This is a genomic window from Arthrobacter rhizosphaerae (assembly GCF_023062595.1).
Classification (GTDB): Bacteria; Actinomycetota; Actinomycetes; order Actinomycetales; family Micrococcaceae; genus Arthrobacter; species Arthrobacter rhizosphaerae.
Genome location: NZ_JALLAN010000003.1, coordinates 39,217 through 58,278 on the forward strand (window position 1 = coordinate 39,217; position 19,062 = coordinate 58,278).

A 19,062-nucleotide genomic window follows, 5' to 3' on the forward strand; every position below is an offset into this window, starting at 1 on the left:
AGAACCAACGGCACGGATGAGCAACCACCACGCCGCCCGCCCGCCCCTTTCCGCCGGAGGGCAGCCATCCACTAAAGTATGGGGAATCAAAGCTCCAACAGATCCTTCCGCCACGCCACCCGGCATTCCTCCTGGCCTGCCCCTGGATAAGCTCCACAGTGCGCTGGATGCCTGGTTCGAGGAGACGGCCCGAACCCTCCCCTGGCGGGATCCGGACTGCAGCCCCTGGGGTGTCCTGGTCAGCGAGATCATGCTGCAGCAGACTCCCGTTGTCCGGGTTTTGCCGGTGTGGGAAGAATGGCTCGATCGTTGGCCCAGGCCGGAAGACCTCGCAAGAGATGCAGCCGGTGAGGCGGTCCGGCATTGGGGACGCCTTGGCTATCCCCGGCGGGCACTCCGGCTACACGCAGCAGCTGTGGCAATAACAAACAATCACGGCGGAAGCGTGCCCCGGACCTACGCAGAACTCCTCGAGCTTCCGGGAGTGGGAAGTTATACAGCCGCGGCGGTGGCGGCATTTGCCTTCGGGAAGCGGGAGACCGTGGTGGATACCAATATCCGCCGTGTGCACGCCCGGCTGGTTCGCGGTGCAGCGTTGCCTTCGCCGGCTTTGACCGCGGCGGAGATGAGGCTCGCGGAACAGCTGCTTCCGTTCGACGACGATGCGTCGGTCCGCTGGAACGCCTCGGTAATGGAGTTGGGCGCTCTCATTTGCACCGCCCGTGCCCCCAAGTGCGCTGACTGTCCCGTCCGCGACTCCTGCGAGTGGCTGGCGGCAGGTGAGCCGCCGCCGTCGTACATTCCCAAGGGCCAGTCCTGGCATGGAACAGACCGGCAGGTCCGCGGCGCGGTGATGGCGGTCCTGCGGGCCGCGGACGCTCCGGTGGCAGCCGAATTCTTTTCGCAGGCTCCCGCCGATCTGGGGTTCGAGCCGGAAGGAATCGGCGTGCCGCTCGCGGCCCTGCACCGCCTCAGCTCCGCCCCGGAGCAGCTGGAGCGTGCACTGGCGGGGCTTCTCGACGACGGTCTCGCCGAGCTGCGCCCGGCCGGTTACCAACTCCCGGCCTGAGCGGTCGGCTTCAAACCTCAACAATTGAGGCTCTCAAGGTAACGATGTAGGTTCCACTTCACCTGCGGGCATATGCTCCCTGCACCCGCAGATTTACCCTGAAGTATGCGCATCCTGTACGGAGTCATTGCTCTCGGGGCGACGGCCATTCTGACCTCAGGCTGCCACTTCTATGAGCAGCCGTGCCCGGCCATTGCGCAGGCGCCAGTCGTCTCCCTGACGGTTGAGCGCAGCTATGTGTCCTCGGTGAAAGGCATCCATCTCAAAGCCTGCCAGGACGGCGTCTGCAAGGAATCCGACCTCGAACTCAGGCCGGGAACAGCCTCCGTTGACCAGGGTTGCACGGGCGACGGCCCCGACGATTCCTGCTCGGCCACCTCAGTTCCCGACGGCACGCTGGTGGGCATGCTCATGCTGGACGTCCTGACGGAATCCCCGATTGACGCTTCCCTGACCGGAACATCCCCCAATGGTGCTCCGTTGCCCCAGCGCTCTCTGACATTCACGCCGACGAGCGACTACCCCTTCGGCCTGCAGTGCGGAAAGTTCCTGGGCGCTTCCCTTCTCCTCGATGCCGACGGCCTCCGCCAGACGGGCCTGAACCAGAGCATCGAGCCAGACAGCCCCGCTCGCTGACCACCATTTAATCCAGCGGGAGCGTGATGGTGACCTTAGTGCCCGTTCCCGGATTGGAGTCCACCACGCTGCTGCCGCCTGCCCCGGTCACGGCGGCGCACATCAGGCGCAGCCCGAATCCATGCCGCCTGCCACGGACTGCCTTTTTGCAGTCGAAGCCGGTCCCGTTGTCCGAGATGACCAGCCGGATGCCGTGGTAGACAGCGTCAAGCCGGATGGTGACATCTGTCGCGTGGGCATATTTGTAGGTGTTGCTCAGGGTTTCCTGGGCGGCCCGGTAGAGCAGCGACGCAGAACGGGCGTCGATCTCAACTCCGTGGTGAGGCGTTTCCCAGTGCAGCCTGGTTCCTTGCCCCCGCAGTGGCGTCGCCAGCCTGTCAATGCACCCCGCGAGACCCAGGGTTTGGAAATCCAGTGGCCGCGGGTCGGTGAGAACACCGTGTACGGCTTTGATTTCTTCTTCCGATGTAGTGGTCATGGCGTCGGCCCCCCGCGGCTCTGGTCCTTTGGCGGCCCTTGGGCCCGGCCCCTCGCCGGGCCCCAAAGGCTGATATCCCCAGACTGCGCCGGGACACTCAAGAACCGTGTCGGCTTATGGCAGGAGTTCCGCAAATTCTCCTCAAGAGTGCAAGGATTCAGGATTCGCCGAACCCGGACTGCACCAGACCCCTTACATAGCGCACCGCTTTAGCGGCATCCGGGCCCCTGGCCTCGACGCGAAGCACCGATCCTTTGCCTGCTGCGAGGGTCATCAGCCCGGTCATGGAAGAACCGTCGACGCCGTTGACGGTGACTTCAGCATCCATACCGGCGAGCCCACCGGCGATTTTAGCCGCGGGCCTTGCATGCAGGCCCGCCTGGTTGACGAGTTCGAAACTGTCGCTGACGTCCGGATGCCATTCCAACGCCAGCCCGGGTAGAGCCACTTCATTGACATCAACAGGCTCGTGCCGGCCATGCCCGAGGGCTCCCCGGACAGCTTCCGCCGCCTTCTTCACCGTGCGCAGATCGGCGCCTGTCTGGGCAGCCACCGCGGCGGCGATAAGCCCCTCGATCAGCGGCGCGTCGGCCAGGAGCACTGAATCGGGATCAGCCGAAAACTCAATGGCCGCCTCAGCAGTCATCACGGCTGAGCCCAGGTCCGTGAGAACCACAATGCCGTCGCCGTCAGCGGCTTTGGCGAGCGCCGCCATCACCTTTTCGAGGCTCGTTCCGATCCGGCCATCGTCAGTTCCCCCCGCGGGGAGGATCACGACGTCGGGTGCCATTTGAGCGGCAAGCTCCACGGCGCCGTCGGCGATTTTTTCACTATGGGAAACCACGATCAGCCGGACCGTCACGCGGCCGCTCCAGCCGCCGCACGAAGGATCAGGGCGGTAGACACAGCTCCCGGATCACGGTGCCCGATGCTGCGTTCTCCCAGGTAGCTGGCCCGGCCCTTTCGGGCGATCAGGGGGTCAGTGGCCACAGCGCCTTCCTCTGCAGCCTCAGCGGCGGCGACCAGTACCGCGAGTACGTTGGCGCCCGCGGCCGAGGCTGCTCCGGCTGCCTCTACTGCGGGCGTCCAGGCGTCCACCATGGTCTTATCGCCCCGCTCTGCCTTCCCGCGGGCCACCACGCCGTCCCGCGCCGCTTCGAGCGCCTCTGCTAGAGCCGCAGGGCCGACGTCGGGAGAGTCTCCCAATGCTGTGGCGGCGCGAAGGAACGCAGTTCCGTAAAGAGGCCCCGCTGCCCCGCCCACTTTTGACATCAGGGACATCGCAGTGAGTTTCAAGGCAGCGCCCGGCGTTTCCGGCTGGGATTCAGCCAACTTGTCCAGGACGGCTTGAAATCCCCTGTCCATGTTCTCGCCGTGATCGGAATCGCCGATTGCGCGGTCCAGTTCGATCAGCTCGAGCCGGTGCTCCGCCATCGCCTGCGCGCACATGGTCAGCCACCTGACGGCCCACTTGACGTCCAGGGCCATCAGATCCCCCATCGCAAGGCCGCAGTGTGGACCGGTGCGTCCCAGAGTGCCGTCATTTCGTCGTCGAGCCGGAGCACGGACAGGGAGCAGCCCTGCATTTCCAGGGAAGTGATGTAGTTGCCAACCAAGGAACGTTCAATGACGATCCCGCGCTCTTTCAGCACCTGGGCCGCCCGCCGGTACACGATGTAAAGCTCGCTTTGAGGGGTTCCGCCCATCCCATTGACGAACAATAGGACCCGCTCCCCGGCATCGACACCCAGGTCCGACAGGATGGGGTCCAGCAACCTGTCGGTGATGCCGTCCGCGTTTTCCATGGCAATCTTATGCCTGCCGGGTTCCCCGTGGATGCCGATGCCGATCTCGATTTCATCCTCCTCAAGATCGAAGCTAGGGCCTCCCGCGTGGGGCACCGTGCACGCGGTCAAAGCAACACCCATACTGCGGACATTGCTGTTGACTCGATTGCCGATGGCGGCGACGGCTTCGAGGTTGTCACCGCGTTCGGCGGCTGCTCCGGCGATCTTTTCAACCAGGACCGTGCCACCGACTCCCCTGCGCCCTGCTGTGTACAACGAATCTTCGACGGCGACGTCGTCGTTGACCAGCACGGTCCGAACCTCCACGCCTTCGGCCTGTGCCATCTCCGCTGCGGTTTCGAAGTTGAGGAGGTCTCCGGTGTAGTTCTTCACAATGTGCACGACGCCGGCCCCGGAGTTGACTGCGAGGGTTGCCGGAATGATCTGGTCAGGTGTCGGAGACGTAAAGACAGCCCCCGGAACTGCGGCGTCGAGCATGCCGAGTCCCACGAAACCGCCGTGAAGGGGTTCATGCCCGCTGCCTCCGCCGGAGACGAGTCCCACCTTGCCGGCAACGGGAGCATCCGTGCGTGTGATGAACTTCGGTTCCGTCGATACGGTTACGATGTCCGCGTGCGCCAGGCCGAATCCCTCTACGGATTCGTCCACCACTGCTCGGGGATCGTTGATGAGCTTTTTCAAGGCTGTGCTCCCTAAATGGACCGGCCGGTTTGCTCTGACCCTACTACCGGGGACCGGTCCCGCGGTAGCACCTGCCCACGCCTAGAGAACCTTGATCATCCGGGTATTGCCCAGCGTATTCGGCTTAACGCGGGCAAGGTCCAGGAATTCCGCCACACCTTCGTCATGCGAGCGCAGGAGCTCGGAGTAGACCACGGGATCAACGGCCGTCTGGTCCGGCATGACCTCAAAACCGTGGCGCTTGAAGAAGTCCACTTCGAAAGTGAGGCAAAAAACACGGGAGACACCCAGTGCCTTGGCATCTTCCAGGAGTGTCTCCACCAGCACGTGGCCCACTCCCCTGCCGCGCCATGCGTCCGAGGCTGCCAGAGTGCGCACTTCGGCCAGGTCCTCCCACATCACGTGCAGGGCGCCGCAGCCAATGACGTCGCCGCCTGCCGACTCGGCGATCCGGAACTCCTGCAGGCTCTCGTAGTAGGCCACCGTCTCCTTGGCCATGAGGATCCGCTGATCCGCCAGAGGCGCCACAAGCTGTTTGATGGCAGCGACATCGCTGGTGCGGGCAGGGCGGATGCGGAAGGACTCGGTCACAGCCCCAATCTTACGGCGGCCAACTCCCGCTCTTGTGCCGGAAGCTGCTGAGGACGGGATCGCGGGGAGGACCAAATACCCCTTGCCCGGGACCGCCAGGGAACCCTATGGTTTGATTTAGGCAGCCCATTTAGCTTTTGGCGGCTGGCAAAGCAGTGCCGCAGCTGGGGGCGGAAGCGAATTGCAGACTGGTCTCACAAAACAGGTCCGTTGACGAGGCGGGCCGGGGAGGTCGGCATGCGTATCGGACTAATCGGAAACCCATGGATCCCGGTGCCTCCACCGACGTACGGCGGAATTGAACGGGTAGTGGATCATCTCGCAAGGGGCTTGACGGCGGCGGGTCACGAAGTCCTCCTGGCCGTACCCTCGGACAGTGAATGTCCAGTCGCCCTCGCCCCGGGAATGACCCCCGCGGTGCCTGACGAGATGGGCCTCACGATTTCCGAAATGAGCCACGTGGTGAGGTCCTATGCAGCCATGGAGGGAATGGACATCGTCCACGACCACACCCTCGCAGGGCCTTTGTATGGGCGCCGCCCGCGGCATTTGCCTGTTGTCACCACCATCCACGGGCCCCTCCTTCCCGACGCCGTCAATGTTTACCGCGCAATGGGCAAGGACACGAGCATCATCGCGATTTCACGGGATCAGGCCCTGCAGGCACCGGATGTGCAGGTGACGCGGGTCATCCATCACGGTTTGGATCTTTCCACCGTTCCGGTAGGGCGCGGAGACGGAGGCTACGCATGTTTCGTAGGCAGGATCTGCGCTGACAAAGGCGTCATGGAGGCAATCCAGATTGCCCGGGAGGCCGGGTATCCCCTCCACATCGCCGCCAAAATGCGCGAGCCCGCAGAATTACGGTACTTCCGCGACGTCGTCGAGCCCTTGCTCGGCCCGAATGAGGAATACATCGGTGAGATCGGCGACCGGGAAAAATACGAGCTTATGGGAGGCGCAGTTGCCTTGCTGAATCCCATTCAATGGCATGAACCCTTCGGCCTGGTGATGATCGAGGCAATGGCGACAGGCACACCAGTGATCGGCACACCCATAGGGTCAGCACCGGAAATCGTGGAGCATGGCTCCACCGGATACTTGGCGCCCACCGAGCAGCTTCCGGCGTTCCTTCAGTTGGCGGAAGGGCTGGACCGTGCAGCGTGCCGCGCCGCTGTCCAGGAGAATTTCAGCTCGGAACGGATGGTGGCAGACCACCTGGACCTCTATGGCGAAATCCTCGCAAAGGACATCGGCAAACAGGTTTCGACGCTGCGTTCCTTGGATGAGAATCATAAGAAGGGCCCGCTGGCGCACGCCTGAACCCGGACCCCACAACGAACAGACCCCGCCTTCACCTTGCGGTGAGGACGGGGCCTGTTGCTGGAGCGGTGTGCGGCTAGACGCTGGGCGCGATCTCCGGGATGCGCGGCTTGGCGTTGCCGGCGAAGGTGAACTTGGCGTCGTCGCCTTCGCCGTCCACATCCACCACCACGATGTCCCCGGCGTGCAGCTCGCCGAAGAGGATCTTCTCGGAGAGCTGGTCCTCGATCTCGCGCTGGATGGTCCGGCGCAGTGGCCGGGCGCCCATCGCGGGGTCGTAACCGCGGGTCGCAAGGAGCACCTTGGCTGCGGGCGTGAGCTCGATGCCCATGTCCTTGTCCTTGAGTCGCTTCTCCAAGCGGCCGACAAACATGTCCACGATCTCGATGATCTCGTCCTGAGTCAGCTGCGGGAACACCACAACGTCATCCACACGGTTCAGGAACTCGGGACGGAAGTGCTGCTTCAGCTCCTCCGTTACCCGGGCACGCATGCGGTTGTAGCCCGTCTGCGTATCTGTGCCCGACTGGAAGCCCGTTGCAACGCTCTTGGAAATGTCGCGGGTACCAAGGTTGGTGGTCATGATGATCACCGTGTTCTTGAAGTCCACCACGCGGCCCTGCGAGTCGGTCAGGCGGCCGTCTTCCAGGATCTGCAGGAGGGAGTTGAAGAGGTCCGCGTGGGCCTTTTCAACTTCGTCGAACAGCACCACGGAGAACGGACGACGGCGGACCTTTTCAGTCAGCTGCCCGCCCTCTTCGTAGCCAACGTAGCCGGGAGGTGCACCGAAGAGACGCGACACGGTGTGCTTCTCCGAGTACTCGGACATGTCCAGCGTGATGAGGGCGTCTTCCTCGCCGAAGAGGAATTCAGCAAGGGCCTTGGCGAGCTCGGTCTTTCCGACGCCGGTGGGGCCGGCGAAGATGAACGAGCCACCGGGGCGCTTCGGGTCCTTAAGACCTGCACGGGTCCGGCGGATGGCCTGCGACAGGGCCTTGATGGCCTCGTTCTGGCCGACAACGCGCTTGTGGAGTTCGTCTTCCATCTTCAGCAGGCGCGAGGATTCTTCCTCAGTCAGCTTGAAGACCGGGATACCGGTGGAGTTGGCCAGCACTTCGGCAATGAGATCCTCATCCACCTCGGAGATGTCGTCCATTCCGCCGGTCTTCCAGTGGCGTTCCTTCTCGGCCCGCTCGGCAATGAGCTTTTGCTCCTTGTCGCGCAGTGAAGCGGCGCCTTCGAAGTCCTGGGCGTCTATTGCAGACTCTTTTTCCATCTTCAGCTCTGCAATGCGCTCGTCCATGGCTTTGAGCTCGGGCGGAGCGGTCATCCGGCGGATACGGAGGCGTGCGCCGGCTTCGTCGATAAGGTCAATGGCCTTATCCGGTAGGAAGCGGTCCGAAATGTAGCGTTCGGCGAGGCTGGCTGCCGAGGCGAGGGCGCCGTCGGTGATGGTGACCCTGTGGTGGGCTTCATAGCGGTCGCGCAGGCCTTTGAGGATTTCGATTGCGTGTGCAACCGACGGCTCCTTGACCTGGATCGGCTGGAAGCGGCGCTCAAGGGCGGCGTCCTTCTCGATGTGCTTGCGGTATTCGTCCAAGGTGGTGGCACCGATGGTCTGGAGCTCACCGCGGGCCAGCATTGGCTTCAGGATGGAAGCGGCATCGATAGCGCCCTCGGCGGCACCCGCACCTACGAGGGTGTGGATTTCGTCGATGAACAGGATGATGTCGCCACGGGTGCGGATTTCCTTGAGGACCTTCTTCAGGCGCTCTTCGAAGTCACCACGGTAGCGGGAACCTGCAACCAGGGAACCAAGGTCCAGCGTGTAGAGCTGCTTGTCCTTGATGGTCTCAGGTACGTCCCCGCGGACGATTGCCTGCGCCAGGCCCTCGACGACGGCGGTCTTGCCGACACCCGGTTCACCGATCAGCACAGGGTTGTTCTTGGTGCGGCGGGAAAGGACCTGCATAACGCGTTCCATTTCCTGTTCGCGCCCGATCACGGGGTCCAGCTTGTTCTCGCGGGCAGCCTGCGTGAGGTTCCGGCCGAACTGGTCCAGCACAACGGAGCCCGCCGGAGTTCCTTCAGCCTGGCCGGGGCCAACGCCGGCACCGGTGGTCTCTTTGCCCTGGTAGCCCGAGAGCAGCTGGATGACCTGCTGGCGGACGCGGTTGAGGTCAGCACCGAGCTTGACCAGCACCTGGGCGGCAACACCTTCACCCTCGCGGATGAGTCCCAGGAGGATGTGCTCCGTCCCGATGTAGTTGTGGCCCAGCTGTAGTGCTTCACGCAGGGACAGCTCCAGTACCTTCTTGGCACGAGGGGTGAAGGGGATGTGGCCGGAAGGAGCCTGCTGGCCCTGTCCGATGATCTCCTGAACCTGCTCGCGTACGCCGTCGAGCGAAATGCTCAAGGACTCAAGAGCTTTGGCGGCAACGCCCTCACCCTCATGGATCAAACCCAAGAGGATGTGTTCGGTACCAATGTAATTGTGGTTCAGCATGCGTGCCTCTTCTTGGGCAAGCACAACTACGCGACGGGCACGGTCCGTAAATCGCTCAAACATTTCGCCACACTCCTAGCTACGACGTACTTTGATGCTACGTGGAGGAGCCCCACTTTTGGAGCTTGTTCGCCACGGGGGAAACCCGGAATCAACTTTGACCCGGATCGGGGCAACAATCGGGCGCTCCTGCAGCTCGTTCAACGGGAGCCGGGCGTGAGCGGTCAAGGAAGCAGAGAGTGCTGCCTCCCGGCACAATCTGTCCTGCCTCCGGCCGTGCGGAAAGCCGTTTGACTTTCGGGTTGACTGCCGAAGGTTCAAACTCTCCGCCTTTTCCCGATAAAGTCCGGTGAGGGCACTTTCAACCGAAAAAACCACGGCGGAAAAGCCGGGCTGGACGGTAAAGACAAGCAAAAAAGTCGAAGCCCCCTCCAACCGGCGGGGGCTTCGACTTTTGCAACGCATAGATACTTCAACTCTAGGAATTGGCCCTTTGGTACGCTTCCTGAATTTCGGCCTGGATACGGCCGCGGCTGTTAACCGCATAACCGTTCTCCCGTGCCCACTGACGGATCTGTGCAGAGTCCTGATTCCGGCCGGTTGAGACCTTTGTGCGCGTTGCGCGGCCGGTGGACGTCTTGCGGGCGCTGGAAATAAAGCGCTCCAGTGCGGAGCGCAGTTCCGACGCATTGTCTGATGACAGGTCAATTTCGTAGCTGACGCCATCAAGACCAAAACGGACAGTTTCGTCCGCGGTTCCCCCATCCAGATCATCCACGAGGATGATTTTTACTTTCTGTGCCATGGAAATTCTCTCTTTTGGAAAGGACGGGTATTCAGAAAAGCAGGATGTTACAAATAAAGTATCCCTCGCTTTATGGCAACGCGTCAAAACAGAAAAAGGTTCCTGTGGAAAGCGCACGCTCAAAGACGCACATTTGTTTTGCCCAACTGTCATTGAAGACATTCAGGGCAGAAGGGAACTAAGCGTTAGTCCCGGTTCCGGCAGAGGGGTCTTCCCGCTTGGGATCAGCCGCAGTGGCGTCCGCTTCGGCCTGGGCGCGGGCCTCTGCCTGCCGCTCAGCTTTGTCCGCGTTAAAAATGGACTTCATGGCGAACCAGAAGAGGAGGCCCACCACAACGGATGGAAGCAATACGGCCACATACTCCATGGCCTAGTGGCCTTCCGGCTTCAAGAGCGGGAAGAGAATGGTTTCGCGGATCCCGGCTCCGGTGAAGAGCATCACCAGGCGGTCAATTCCCAAGCCGAGCCCACCCATGGGCGGAGCACCGTATTCAAGGGCGCGGAGGAAGTCCTCGTCCAGTTGCATGGCCTCGTCGTCGCCGGCGGCCGCGCGGCGGGACTGTTCGGTGAGCCGCTCACGCTGGATCACCGGGTCGATGAGCTCGGAGAACGCGGTTCCGCGTTCCATCCCGCCGATGATCAGGTCCCAGGCTTCGATCAGCCGGGGGTTCTCACGATGTTGACGGGCCAGCGGCTGTGCGGACGGCGGGTAGTCGTAGACAAACGTCGGATTGAGCAGGGTTGGCTCCACGATTTCGCCGAAGAGTTCCACCGCGAGCTTTTCCGCGTCCCAGGCGGTGTCGAACTTGACCTCATGCTTTTTCGCCAGCGCCTGCAGCTCGGCCACGGTCGTGTCAGGAGTGACCTCCTGTCCCACCGCCTCGGAAAGCCCCGGGTAAACCGAGAGCCAGGCCCAGTCGCCGTCGAGGTTTACCTCCCCTGCCGGCGTCTGGATGACCCGCCCCACGCCGGCTGCGTCAGCGGCGTCGAGAATAATCTCCTTGATGCGATCGGCCATCACGAACTGGTCAGCCCAGGCCTCGTAGGCTTCCAGCGTGGTGAACTCCGGGCTGTGGGTGGAATCGACACCTTCGTTGCGGAAAACGCGGCCCATGTCATACACACGGTCAATCCCGCCGACGACTGCGCGCTTGAGGTAGAGCTCAGTAGCGATGCGCAGGGTCATTTTCTGGTCAAACGCGTTCATGTGGGTCTCGAACGGGCGGGCAGTGGCGCCGCCGTGGACCAGTTGCAGCATGGGGGTCTCCACCTCAACATAGTTGCGGCGGTGCAGGCTCTCCCTGATTGACCGGGTGATGGCCGCACGGGTGTAGACCATTTCGCGGGCCTCGTCGCGGACCATGAGGTCCACGTAGCGCTGGCGAACGCGGGTTTCCTCGTTGAGGTCGGCGTGCAGGACCGGCAGCGGCCTCAGGGACTTCGAAGCCATGGACCAGGACTCGGCCATAACGGACAATTCGCCGCGCCGGGAAGAGATGACTTCGCCCTTGATGAATACGTGGTCGCCCAGGTCCACCAGGGCCTTCCATTCGGCCAGGGCTTCCTCCCCGACGTTCGCGAGGCTCAGCATCGCCTGCAGCCTGGTGGCAGTACCGTCCACGCCGCCTTCCTGCAGCGTGGCAAAGCACAGCTTTCCGGTGTTCCGGACGAAAACCACCCGGCCGGTGACTCCGACAACATCCCCTGTGGTGTCGTCTGCCTCAAGATGGGCGTACTTTTCCCTGATCTCGCTAAGCGAGTGTGTGCGCTCCACGCCCACCGGGTACGCCTCCACGCCGCGCTCAATCAGCTTGGCGCGCTTTTCCATCCGGATGCGCATCTGTTCGCTGGCATCGGCAGGCTGGGCGGCGTTGTTGGGGGCGGGGTTGTTTTGGGAAGTCACAATCCCCAAGTTTACCGTCGAATTCCGCAGCAGCCTTCCCCTCATAGGTCCGTCGTAACGCACGGCGGTATTCCCCACGGAAGCCACGTGTTTGGTGCACGCGTGCGGCGGCCTCGGTTAGGCTCGGATCATGACCCGCGAGAACATCAGAACCCCCGACGGCGGCACCCTCGAGCTCTTCAGCACGGGGGCCGAATTGGCGGGGCACGGTTCGGGAGTCGTTGTAGTGCACCCCTCAATGGTCACCGCGGCCGACTACACCCGTTTTGCCCAGAAGCTGAGTGCAGCGCTGGAGCGTCCGGTGCACACCTTCAACCGCCGGGGGCGCGGACAATCGTCACCGCAGCCGGAGGACTACACCCTGGACACTGATATCCGGGATCTGGAGGCGGTGATGAAGCACACCGCCAGCACCGACGTCTTCGGGCACAGCTTCGGCGGCGCGGTTGCGCTTCACGCTGCCCGCTCGCTGCCCGTGGAGCGGCTGGCAGTCTACGACCCCGCCGTTTCCGTAAACCACAGCGTCAAGGCTGACTGGACCGAGGAATATGAACGGGCGACGGCGGCCGGAGACGATGACCGCGCCCTCGCCGTCATGATCAGGGGGATGGAGACGGGCGGCGCTTTTGCCAGGATGCCGCTGAGCATGCTGACGCTGGCAAACAAGCTCACGGCGGGCACTCCCATCGGCAAGCAGAACCGGGAACTGATGAAGACCGGCGTCCGTGAAATAAAGGCCATCATCGCCGCCGACATGCCGGCAGAGCCCTTCCTGGAATTGCCCCTTGAAACGCTCATCGTGGTGGGCGAAAAGAGCCCGGCTTACTTCGGTGTGGCGTGCGGGCAGATCCACGATGTCCTGTCCGGGTCCAGCTACACCATCCTCCCGGGCTACGGACACGACGGCGTCAACAGGGCGCCGGACAAGCTCATCACGGAACTGAGCGACTTCTTCTCAGGCTGATCCGCAGACGCCACTTGAATTGCGTAACTTTTGACGTCTGCGCCCTAAATGAACGGCGTCATCCCGCGGAATCCGGGCCAACAGACTCCCGCGGCACTCCAAAAGTTACGCAATTCGGCCGGCCCCGACATGAGATCGCGGCCCGGGGCTGGGCCTAGTGCCCGTGGGTGCCTGCGCCGGCTGTCTTGCGCATCATGAGGGACAGCACGACGGCGACTACGGCGAGTGCGGCGGCTGTCAGGAAAGCTGCCTGCATACCCGCTACCACTCCTGAGCCGAGGGAAACGGCAGCGAAAACGGATACCAGCAGAGCCGTGCCTGCGGCTCCGGCCACTTGCTGAAGGGTGCTCATGATGGCCGAGCCATGCGAATAAAGGTGCGGCGGCAGCGGGTTGAGGCCCGTTGTGAATGCCGGCGTGAAAAGGAGCGCAAGGCCAAGGCTGAGGCCCACGTGCAGGGCAACGATCCACGCCACGGGCGATTCCGCATTCAGCATGGAGAACTGCCACAGGGCCAGCACCATCATGATCGAGCCCGTGACTGTCAGCGGCAGCGGCCCCACCTTGTCAAAGAGCCTGCCAATGAACGGACCCAGGAGTCCCATGGCCAGCCCGCCCGGCAGCAGCGCCAGCCCGGTTTCCAACGACTTAAGCCCGCGGATCTCCTGCAGGTAGAGCGGCAGGAGAATGACAGCGCCGAACAGGGCGATCATGGCCACTACCAGCAGCAGGACGGAGATAGTGAACATACGGAAGTTGAAGGCCCGGAGATCCAGCAGCGGAGCGTCAGCTTTCTGCAACTGCAGCTGCCGCAGCACAAATGCCAGCAGGCTAACCACGCCAATCACCAGGGCCGCAATGGCTGCAGCACCCGGACCGGCCTGGCCCCCATGGCCGCCGCCGATCTGGCTCAGGCCGTAGACCAGTCCGCCAAAGGCCGGGATGGTCAGCAGCACCGAGAGGAAATCAAGAGGGTTCTTCTCCTTCTCACCGATGTTGGTCAGGTACTTTGCACCGATGGCTAAAGCGACAAGGGCGATGGGCAGCACAAACACAAACATGAACCGCCAGGAGAAGTGTTCAAGGATGAATCCCGAAACTGTGGGGCCAAGCGCCGGAGCCACCGAGATGGCGATGCTCACGTTACCCATCACAGCACCACGGCGCTGCAGCGGCACCAGGGTAAGGATGGTGGTCATCAGGAGCGGAAGCATGATGGCCGTGCCGCCTGCCTGGATAATTCTTGCGAAAAGCAGGACCACGAACCCCGGCGCCAGTGCGGCCAGCAGCGTGCCGCCCGAGAAGAGGCCCATCGCCAGCATGAAGACCGCACGGGTTGAGAGCCGCTGGAGGATGAAGCCGGTGGTGGGGATAACCACCGCCATGGTGAGCATAAAGCCAGTGGAAAGCCACTGAACCGTGGGGGCGTCCACCCGCAGGTCCACCATGAGGCGCTGCAGGGCAACGTTCATGATGGTTTCATTCAGGATCACCACGAAGGTCGCCACGAGCAGCGTAGTGATGATCGTTACTGATTCACGCGACATCTTGGCCGGCGAAGTGACTGCATCATGCGGCGCGGCTGAGCCGGCTGAAACAGAAGGAGCGGCTGGGTCGGCTGTAACGGCAGGGTCAGCAACTGCGGTCTTGGACCGAGACTGTTGAGAATCGGTTTGCACGTTATCGCCGGCGTTCGAATTAAGGTCTGTGGACATGAAGGTTCCCCCAGGGAGTGTGGCGTGAGATCCGGCGAGCATCGTCGCTGCAGATTGAAACAGTCTAGCCTGCACAGTAATTCCCCTGTGAGGAAAAACCGTGAGAAAAAACTCTTCCGGATTGGCGACGCCTTTTGAGGACTCCTATGAGGGAGCGGGAGGGAAGCTCAGGAACTCAGCGGAACGTTGTCGATCAGGCGGACCGGGCCCACCCGCGCCGCGATGATTGCCAGGCCCTCACCACGGAATGGTGTCTCCCGGCAGTTCTCGGCGAGGGGCTCCAAAGTGGCCGGATCCACCACCTCGAAGTAGTCCAGCTTTACGAGCGGCTGCGACTCCACCAGCGCAACGGCGGAATCGAGATCCAGCGGCTGGTGGGCATTGGCTCGCTCCTCGACCAGCCGCAACGCCCTGGACAGCACCAGGGCTGCCTCGCGTTCTTCCCCTGAAAGGAAGCGGTTCCGGCTGGACAGCGCCAGACCGTCGCCGGCCCGCACCGTGGGGACGGGGACGATTTCCACGGGAAAGTTCAGGTCAGCCACCATCCGCTGGACCAGGGTCAGCTGCTGCGCGTCCTTCTGGCCGAAGTATGCCCGGTAGTGCGGTGGCGTCCCGTTGTTTCCGCAGGCGCCGGGGATGCCGAAATGGAGCAGTTTGGCCACCACGGTCAGTGCTCCATCGAAATGCCCGGGCCGGGAGGCACCCTCCCATTTCTCCGCGAGCTTGCCCGAAGTAATGCGCACCATGGGTTCCCCGTTGGGATAAACCTCCTCAACGTCCGGCGCAAACACAAGATCAACGCCTTCTGCCTCGAGGAGTTCCAGATCGGCGTCAAGTGTCCGCGGGTAGCGCTGCAGGTCGGTTGCTTCGCCGAACTGGAGGGGATTCACGAAAATACTGACCACGGTCACGTCGTTTTGTTCGACGGCGGTACGGGCCAGTTGGGCGTGCCCCTCGTGCAAGGCTCCCATCGTTGGCACCAGCCCCTGCGAGCCGCCGTGCTGTTCTATCAGCAGCCGGGCGCTTTCCGTTCGAAGCGCGGCCGCGGTGGTGACTAGTTTGATCGGCACTTATGGTCCTTCCGGCGGCTGGGTTCCGTCGCCAAGGGCGCGCTTCATCTCCCCGAACTGATCCTCTTTCAACAGGCCCCGGCTGGCGGCGCGCACCGCAGTTGCCCGGGCCATGGCAAGGTACGCGGCCAGGATGTCCCCGCCTGCACCGCCGTCGTGTTCCTTCAAAGCCTCGGCGTGAGCCGTAACGGTTCCCACATCTCCGCGGGCTACCGGGCCCGTCAGCGCCGATTCACCGGAAGCCAGGGCGTTCTCCAAGGTGGCGCGCAGCAGCGGCCCCAGCATGCGTTCAGGTGATTCCACTCCTACTTCCCGGAGCAGCTGCGATGACTGGGCCACGAGAGTCACCAGATGGTTTGATCCATGCGCCAGAGCCGCGTGGTAGAGCGTCCGGTCAGCTTCTGCGATTGCCACAGGCTCAGCACCCATCTCCACCACGAGCGCTTGCGCGATGGGCAGCATGGCAGCGTCCGCCGTGACACCGAAGGTGCAGTCCAGCAGCCGGGTAAGGTCAAGGCTCATGCCTGTGAATGTCATGGCAGGGTGCAACGCGAGCGGTATTGCACCTGCAGCCCGCACCGGACGGAGGATTCCCACTCCGAAGCGGCCGGAGGTGTGCGCCACGAGCTGTCCAGGCTGCCAGGCGCGCAGCTTTCCGAGCCCCTCCACCAACGCGCCCAGGGCATCGTCCGGCACGGCCAAAAGCACCAGTTCCGAACGCTCCACTATCTCCTGAACGTCAAGGATGGGGACACCGGGCAACAGTGTTTCGGCTCGCTCACGACTGGCTTCTGATACTGCGGAAACTCCGACGACGGCGTGTTCAGCGGCGCGCAGGGCCGCACCGAGGACTGCACCCACCTTTCCCGCGCCAATGATTCCAACACCAAGGCGTCCGGGCTTAGCCATTCTGGGGACCGTCCTGACTGGGGGCTAGTGGCTCGCGCGGAGCTAAAGGTCCGCGGGAAGCTAGAGGTTCATTGGGAGCGGGAAATTCGTTGGGGGCAGGAGGTTCAGCGGCGGGAGTTTCCGCGGCTACCTGCGCCAGCCATTGTTCGCTGGTCTGGCGCTTCCTCGCGGCCCTCGCCCGCGCCGCTTGTTCCTGGAACAGCGCCCGGGCCTCGTCGGCATCCGCCTGAATCAGCCTGGGCACTACCGGGCCCGAGGTAGTGTGCAGGACCAGATCCGCGACACCGAACCGCCTCGCGATGGGCCCCTGATGCAGGGCCATGGACTGCGTGCGCTGATGCGGTACCACCACCAGCTGCCGCCACCACCGGCCGGAACGCAGCAGCAGAGCGGTTTCCGTTGCCACGTAGCCGTTACGGCGCCAAGCCAGGGGCGCCAGGAGCCGGGCCCGTGCAGGAGTGGTGACGAAGCCGCCGTCGTTATTGCTGCCGTTGATGCCCATGGTAAAGACGCGGGCCGCATCAGGGGTTCCGGGGTCCGGCAGGACGAGGGACAGCATTGTCATGACGTCCGCAAGCGTTCCCACTGGCAGGAGGGTGGTCCGCGAGCCGCCTTCCCCGTTTCCGCCGACAGCGCCGTAGCCGGCAACGTTCACCTGCATCCGGTACCAGCCGAAGATCCGCCAAATGGGTGGCTGAAACACCCTCAGCGCCTGGATCCTGCCAGGCGGCAGTGTCTGCGCCTGGGTGTCCAGCAAGCCGTAGCGCAGCCGGATACCGTCCGGGGAGATAGCTGCAGTGAAGTTATAGCCCTTGTTAAAGGAGGACCAATAAGCCGCAGCAAGGCCCAAGGCGGCCGGGATCAGGTACAGGAAAAATCCGCCGTTGCCGGTGAGGACGGAGAGCAGCACCGAGCCCACCGCGCCCAACAGCACAAAGACACTCTGTTCGCTCAACAGCAGGGAACCCACGAGCCTCGACGGCGGGACCGAGAGTACGGCCTGCTCCGGTGCCTCCTGGACGGCGGCGTCCGGGCTCTCGGGATCCGCCTGGACTCCCGCGGCGCGGGCCAGGATGGTGGCCCGGAGCTGGCGGGCGTCGTCCATCCGCAGGAAAGCGAGCCTGACTGCTGACTCCCCCGCGTCAGCCACCTCGAACCGCAGCTCCGCAAGGCCAAAGATCCGGGCCAGCAACGGCTGCACGATATCGATGGCCTGCACACGGTCCAGGCGGGCCTGGCGCTGCTGGCGGAACAGGAAACCGGTTTTCACCCGGACATAGCCCTCGGCCACCTGATAGCGGGTGAAATACCAGGTCATGATGAAACCGAAAATGGCCAGCATCAGGATCACTCCGCCGGCCGCAAGCAGCCAGGGAGCGCGGCCAGCCATCCGGTCGTCGATGAGCGGACCGCCTTGGATCAGCCGCTCGAAAATGTCCCGGCCGAAGAAGTAACCGATCGCAGCGATGGCTATCCAGCCCCGGACAAACGGCGACGCCGGATGGACCCGGAGCCATTCGCCGTCGGCATTACCTGGGGAAACTCCGGCTGCACCGGCATCTCCGGCAGCCTTCACCGTCACAGTCCTGCCAGCCTGGCTTCGCCGCGGGCGGAAAGCTGCTCGCGCAAGCGGGCCCCTTCGCTCTCGGGAAGGCCGGGAATCTGCGCGTTGGTTCCGGCAGAGGCTGTGTGCAGCTTCAAAGTGCACAGGCCCAGCCAGCGCTCCAGCGGGCCAACGCCGATGTCCACGTACTGCATGCGTCCATAGGGAACCACCATGACGCGTTGAAAGAAGATGCCGCCTCGGATCAGGAGGTCGTCGTCGCGCTCCGCATAACCGATGGCACGCACTTGGCGGGGAATAAGCACGAGCCGCCATACAGCCAGAATCAGCATCAACGACGGTACAGTCACGGCAAGCCACAGCGGCGGCCAGGTCCACCAGCCCTGCAGCACAAGGATCAGGGGCAGGGACAGCACGGCGACGGCAATCACGTTACCGATCGCCCACTCCACGAGGCGGACCGTTACGTATTTCGGTGAGACGCGCAGCCATGTGATCCCGGGTGGATCAATCGCCTTGGTAGGCATAGCCGCCCTCCCCCTTCGCTTCTCCACGGGCGTGTCCCGGGAGTTTAGTTGTGCCGTCGCCGTCGCCGTCCTCGGGCGGAATACGGCAGAACCGCTCCACGAGGAGCCCCACGATGATCATGACCAGGCCGCCTGCTGCCATGGCGATCGCGAGCCAGGTGACGCCTTGATCACTGCGCAGGCTCCACACCCGCAACTGGTCCAGGATGATGCCTGCGTGCCATCCAAGCAGCACCGTCCCGGCGTAGGCACTGGCCTGGGCGAGCACCAGGGTGCGGGCCGCCAGGATGGGGTCCAGGATGATTTTCTTCTTGGTGCTGTTGCGCCAGCGGAGAACACGGATTCCCAGCACCAGCGTGAAGGCCACAATCACGCCCATGGTGACCAGGGCGGTAAGAGGCAGGACAGGAGTGGCGAAGCTGAAGCGGTTGGCCAGCAGAGTGGCGAGCCACCCCACAACTGTGAGGATCAGGCCGATGGCAAGGAGCAGCAAGGGATTAATGGGTTTCACGTG

The 19,062-nt window shown here is 63.3% G+C and carries 19 protein-coding genes; 4 read left to right on the forward strand and 15 right to left on the reverse strand.

Translation table 11 applies throughout. From position 1 onward, the window contains the following. The first annotated feature begins 16 nt into the window (after positions 1–16). Positions 17–1,069 (forward strand): iron-sulfur binding domain-containing protein, encoded by a 1,053-nt coding sequence (locus MU551_RS05065; protein ID WP_504871023.1) that lies wholly within the window; start codon positions 17–19, stop codon positions 1,067–1,069. A gap of 105 nt (positions 1,070–1,174) precedes the next feature. Beyond that, the gene (locus MU551_RS05070; protein WP_247041209.1) at positions 1,175–1,705 is read left to right on the forward strand and encodes a hypothetical protein; all 531 of its coding nucleotides are present in this window, start codon (positions 1,175–1,177) and stop codon (positions 1,703–1,705) included. A 7-nt stretch (positions 1,706–1,712) separates the two neighbouring features. Here MU551_RS05070 and MU551_RS05075 read toward each other — a convergent pair whose 3' ends face one another. The 5 genes from MU551_RS05075 to MU551_RS05095 all read right to left on the reverse strand — a co-directional run bounded on the left by MU551_RS05075 (position 1,713) and on the right by MU551_RS05095 (position 5,263). Beyond that, the gene (locus MU551_RS05075; protein WP_247041211.1) at positions 1,713–2,183 is read right to left on the reverse strand and encodes a sensor histidine kinase; all 471 of its coding nucleotides are present in this window, start codon (positions 2,181–2,183) and stop codon (positions 1,713–1,715) included. 157 nt (positions 2,184–2,340) lie between these two features. Further along, positions 2,341–3,045, reverse strand: a complete 705-nt coding sequence (dhaM, locus tag MU551_RS05080; protein WP_247041213.1) for a dihydroxyacetone kinase phosphoryl donor subunit DhaM — start codon at positions 3,043–3,045, stop codon at positions 2,341–2,343. Continuing rightward, entirely contained in the window at positions 3,042–3,671 is a 630-nt protein-coding gene (gene dhaL, locus MU551_RS05085) for a dihydroxyacetone kinase subunit DhaL (RefSeq protein ID WP_247041215.1), read from the reverse strand. Before dhaL ends, dhaM begins: the two co-directional genes overlap by 4 nt. Next, a complete protein-coding gene (gene dhaK, locus MU551_RS05090; RefSeq protein ID WP_247041217.1) occupies positions 3,671–4,672 on the reverse strand; it encodes a dihydroxyacetone kinase subunit DhaK in 1,002 nt (333 codons plus the stop codon). The genes dhaL and dhaK overlap by 1 nt, the downstream gene beginning before the upstream one ends. 81 nt (positions 4,673–4,753) lie before the next feature. Beyond that, positions 4,754–5,263, reverse strand: a complete 510-nt coding sequence (locus MU551_RS05095) for an amino-acid N-acetyltransferase (protein WP_247041223.1) — start codon at positions 5,261–5,263, stop codon at positions 4,754–4,756. A gap of 237 nt (positions 5,264–5,500) precedes the next feature. Between MU551_RS05095 and MU551_RS05100 the strand changes: the two genes are divergently transcribed. Beyond that, complete coding sequence (locus tag MU551_RS05100) at positions 5,501–6,586, forward strand: glycosyltransferase family 4 protein (RefSeq protein WP_247041225.1); 1,086 nt, start codon at positions 5,501–5,503, stop codon at positions 6,584–6,586. A gap of 76 nt (positions 6,587–6,662) precedes the next feature. Here MU551_RS05100 and MU551_RS05105 read toward each other — a convergent pair whose 3' ends face one another. The 4 genes from MU551_RS05105 to lysS form a co-directional block, all read right to left on the reverse strand. Continuing rightward, positions 6,663–9,155 (reverse strand): ATP-dependent Clp protease ATP-binding subunit, encoded by a 2,493-nt coding sequence (locus MU551_RS05105; RefSeq protein ID WP_247041227.1) that lies wholly within the window; start codon positions 9,153–9,155, stop codon positions 6,663–6,665. A gap of 415 nt (positions 9,156–9,570) precedes the next feature. After that, on the reverse strand, positions 9,571–9,897 hold the full coding sequence (locus tag MU551_RS05110; RefSeq protein WP_247041229.1) for a histone-like nucleoid-structuring protein Lsr2: 327 nt from the start codon (positions 9,895–9,897) through the stop codon (positions 9,571–9,573). Between the two features lie 178 nt (positions 9,898–10,075). Continuing rightward, positions 10,076–10,264, reverse strand: coding sequence for a hypothetical protein (locus MU551_RS05115; protein ID WP_247041232.1), 189 nt, complete (start codon positions 10,262–10,264; stop codon positions 10,076–10,078). 3 nt (positions 10,265–10,267) lie between these two features. Then, positions 10,268–11,800 (reverse strand): lysine--tRNA ligase, encoded by a 1,533-nt coding sequence (lysS, locus tag MU551_RS05120; protein ID WP_247041234.1) that lies wholly within the window; start codon positions 11,798–11,800, stop codon positions 10,268–10,270. A gap of 130 nt (positions 11,801–11,930) precedes the next feature. On the opposite strand from lysS, the gene MU551_RS05125 reads away from it, so the two are divergent. Next, a complete protein-coding gene (locus tag MU551_RS05125; protein WP_247041236.1) occupies positions 11,931–12,764 on the forward strand; it encodes an alpha/beta fold hydrolase in 834 nt (277 codons plus the stop codon). A 154-nt stretch (positions 12,765–12,918) separates the two neighbouring features. Here MU551_RS05125 and MU551_RS05130 read toward each other — a convergent pair whose 3' ends face one another. The 6 genes from MU551_RS05130 to MU551_RS05155 all read right to left on the reverse strand — a co-directional run bounded on the left by MU551_RS05130 (position 12,919) and on the right by MU551_RS05155 (position 19,059). After that, positions 12,919–14,478 carry a DHA2 family efflux MFS transporter permease subunit gene (locus MU551_RS05130; RefSeq protein ID WP_247041244.1) on the reverse strand — a complete coding sequence of 520 codons (1,560 nt, stop codon included), beginning with the start codon at positions 14,476–14,478 and terminating at the stop codon, positions 12,919–12,921. A gap of 167 nt (positions 14,479–14,645) precedes the next feature. Then, positions 14,646–15,548 carry a pantoate--beta-alanine ligase gene (panC, locus tag MU551_RS05135; protein WP_247041250.1) on the reverse strand — a complete coding sequence of 301 codons (903 nt, stop codon included), beginning with the start codon at positions 15,546–15,548 and terminating at the stop codon, positions 14,646–14,648. Beyond that, the gene (locus MU551_RS05140; RefSeq protein WP_247041252.1) at positions 15,549–16,457 is read right to left on the reverse strand and encodes a Rossmann-like and DUF2520 domain-containing protein; all 909 of its coding nucleotides are present in this window, start codon (positions 16,455–16,457) and stop codon (positions 15,549–15,551) included. After that, on the reverse strand, positions 16,450–18,039 hold the full coding sequence (locus MU551_RS05145) for a PH domain-containing protein (protein WP_372489795.1): 1,590 nt from the start codon (positions 18,037–18,039) through the stop codon (positions 16,450–16,452). The genes MU551_RS05140 and MU551_RS05145 overlap by 8 nt, the downstream gene beginning before the upstream one ends. Next, entirely contained in the window at positions 18,036–18,548 is a 513-nt protein-coding gene (locus tag MU551_RS05150; protein WP_247041257.1) for a PH domain-containing protein, read from the reverse strand. Before MU551_RS05150 ends, MU551_RS05145 begins: the two co-directional genes overlap by 4 nt. After that, positions 18,529–19,059, reverse strand: a complete 531-nt coding sequence (locus tag MU551_RS05155) for a DUF3180 domain-containing protein (protein ID WP_247041259.1) — start codon at positions 19,057–19,059, stop codon at positions 18,529–18,531. The genes MU551_RS05150 and MU551_RS05155 overlap by 20 nt, the downstream gene beginning before the upstream one ends. Positions 19,060–19,062 lie beyond the last annotated feature (3 nt).

Excerpts from the sequence above, each read along its gene's own strand:
- MU551_RS05140 (WP_247041252.1), bottom strand. The coding sequence starts at position 16,457 with ATGGCTAAGCCCGGACGCCTTGGTGTTGGAATCATTGGCGCGGGAAAG.
- MU551_RS05070 (WP_247041209.1), top strand. The coding sequence starts at position 1,175 with ATGCGCATCCTGTACGGAGTCATTGCTCTCGGGGCGACGGCCATTCTG.
- dhaL (WP_247041215.1), bottom strand. The coding sequence starts at position 3,671 with ATGGCCCTGGACGTCAAGTGGGCCGTCAGGTGGCTGACCATGTGCGCG.
- MU551_RS05115 (WP_247041232.1), bottom strand. The coding sequence starts at position 10,264 with ATGGAGTATGTGGCCGTATTGCTTCCATCCGTTGTGGTGGGCCTCCTC.
- MU551_RS05125 (WP_247041236.1), top strand. The coding sequence starts at position 11,931 with ATGACCCGCGAGAACATCAGAACCCCCGACGGCGGCACCCTCGAGCTC.
- MU551_RS05110 (WP_247041229.1), bottom strand. The coding sequence starts at position 9,897 with ATGGCACAGAAAGTAAAAATCATCCTCGTGGATGATCTGGATGGGGGA.
- MU551_RS05075 (WP_247041211.1), bottom strand. The coding sequence starts at position 2,183 with ATGACCACTACATCGGAAGAAGAAATCAAAGCCGTACACGGTGTTCTC.
- MU551_RS05105 (WP_247041227.1), bottom strand. The coding sequence starts at position 9,155 with ATGTTTGAGCGATTTACGGACCGTGCCCGTCGCGTAGTTGTGCTTGCC.
- MU551_RS05130 (WP_247041244.1), bottom strand. The coding sequence starts at position 14,478 with ATGTCCACAGACCTTAATTCGAACGCCGGCGATAACGTGCAAACCGAT.
- MU551_RS05150 (WP_247041257.1), bottom strand. The coding sequence starts at position 18,548 with ATGCCTACCAAGGCGATTGATCCACCCGGGATCACATGGCTGCGCGTC.
- MU551_RS05065 (WP_504871023.1), top strand. The coding sequence starts at position 17 with ATGAGCAACCACCACGCCGCCCGCCCGCCCCTTTCCGCCGGAGGGCAG.
- MU551_RS05100 (WP_247041225.1), top strand. The coding sequence starts at position 5,501 with ATGCGTATCGGACTAATCGGAAACCCATGGATCCCGGTGCCTCCACCG.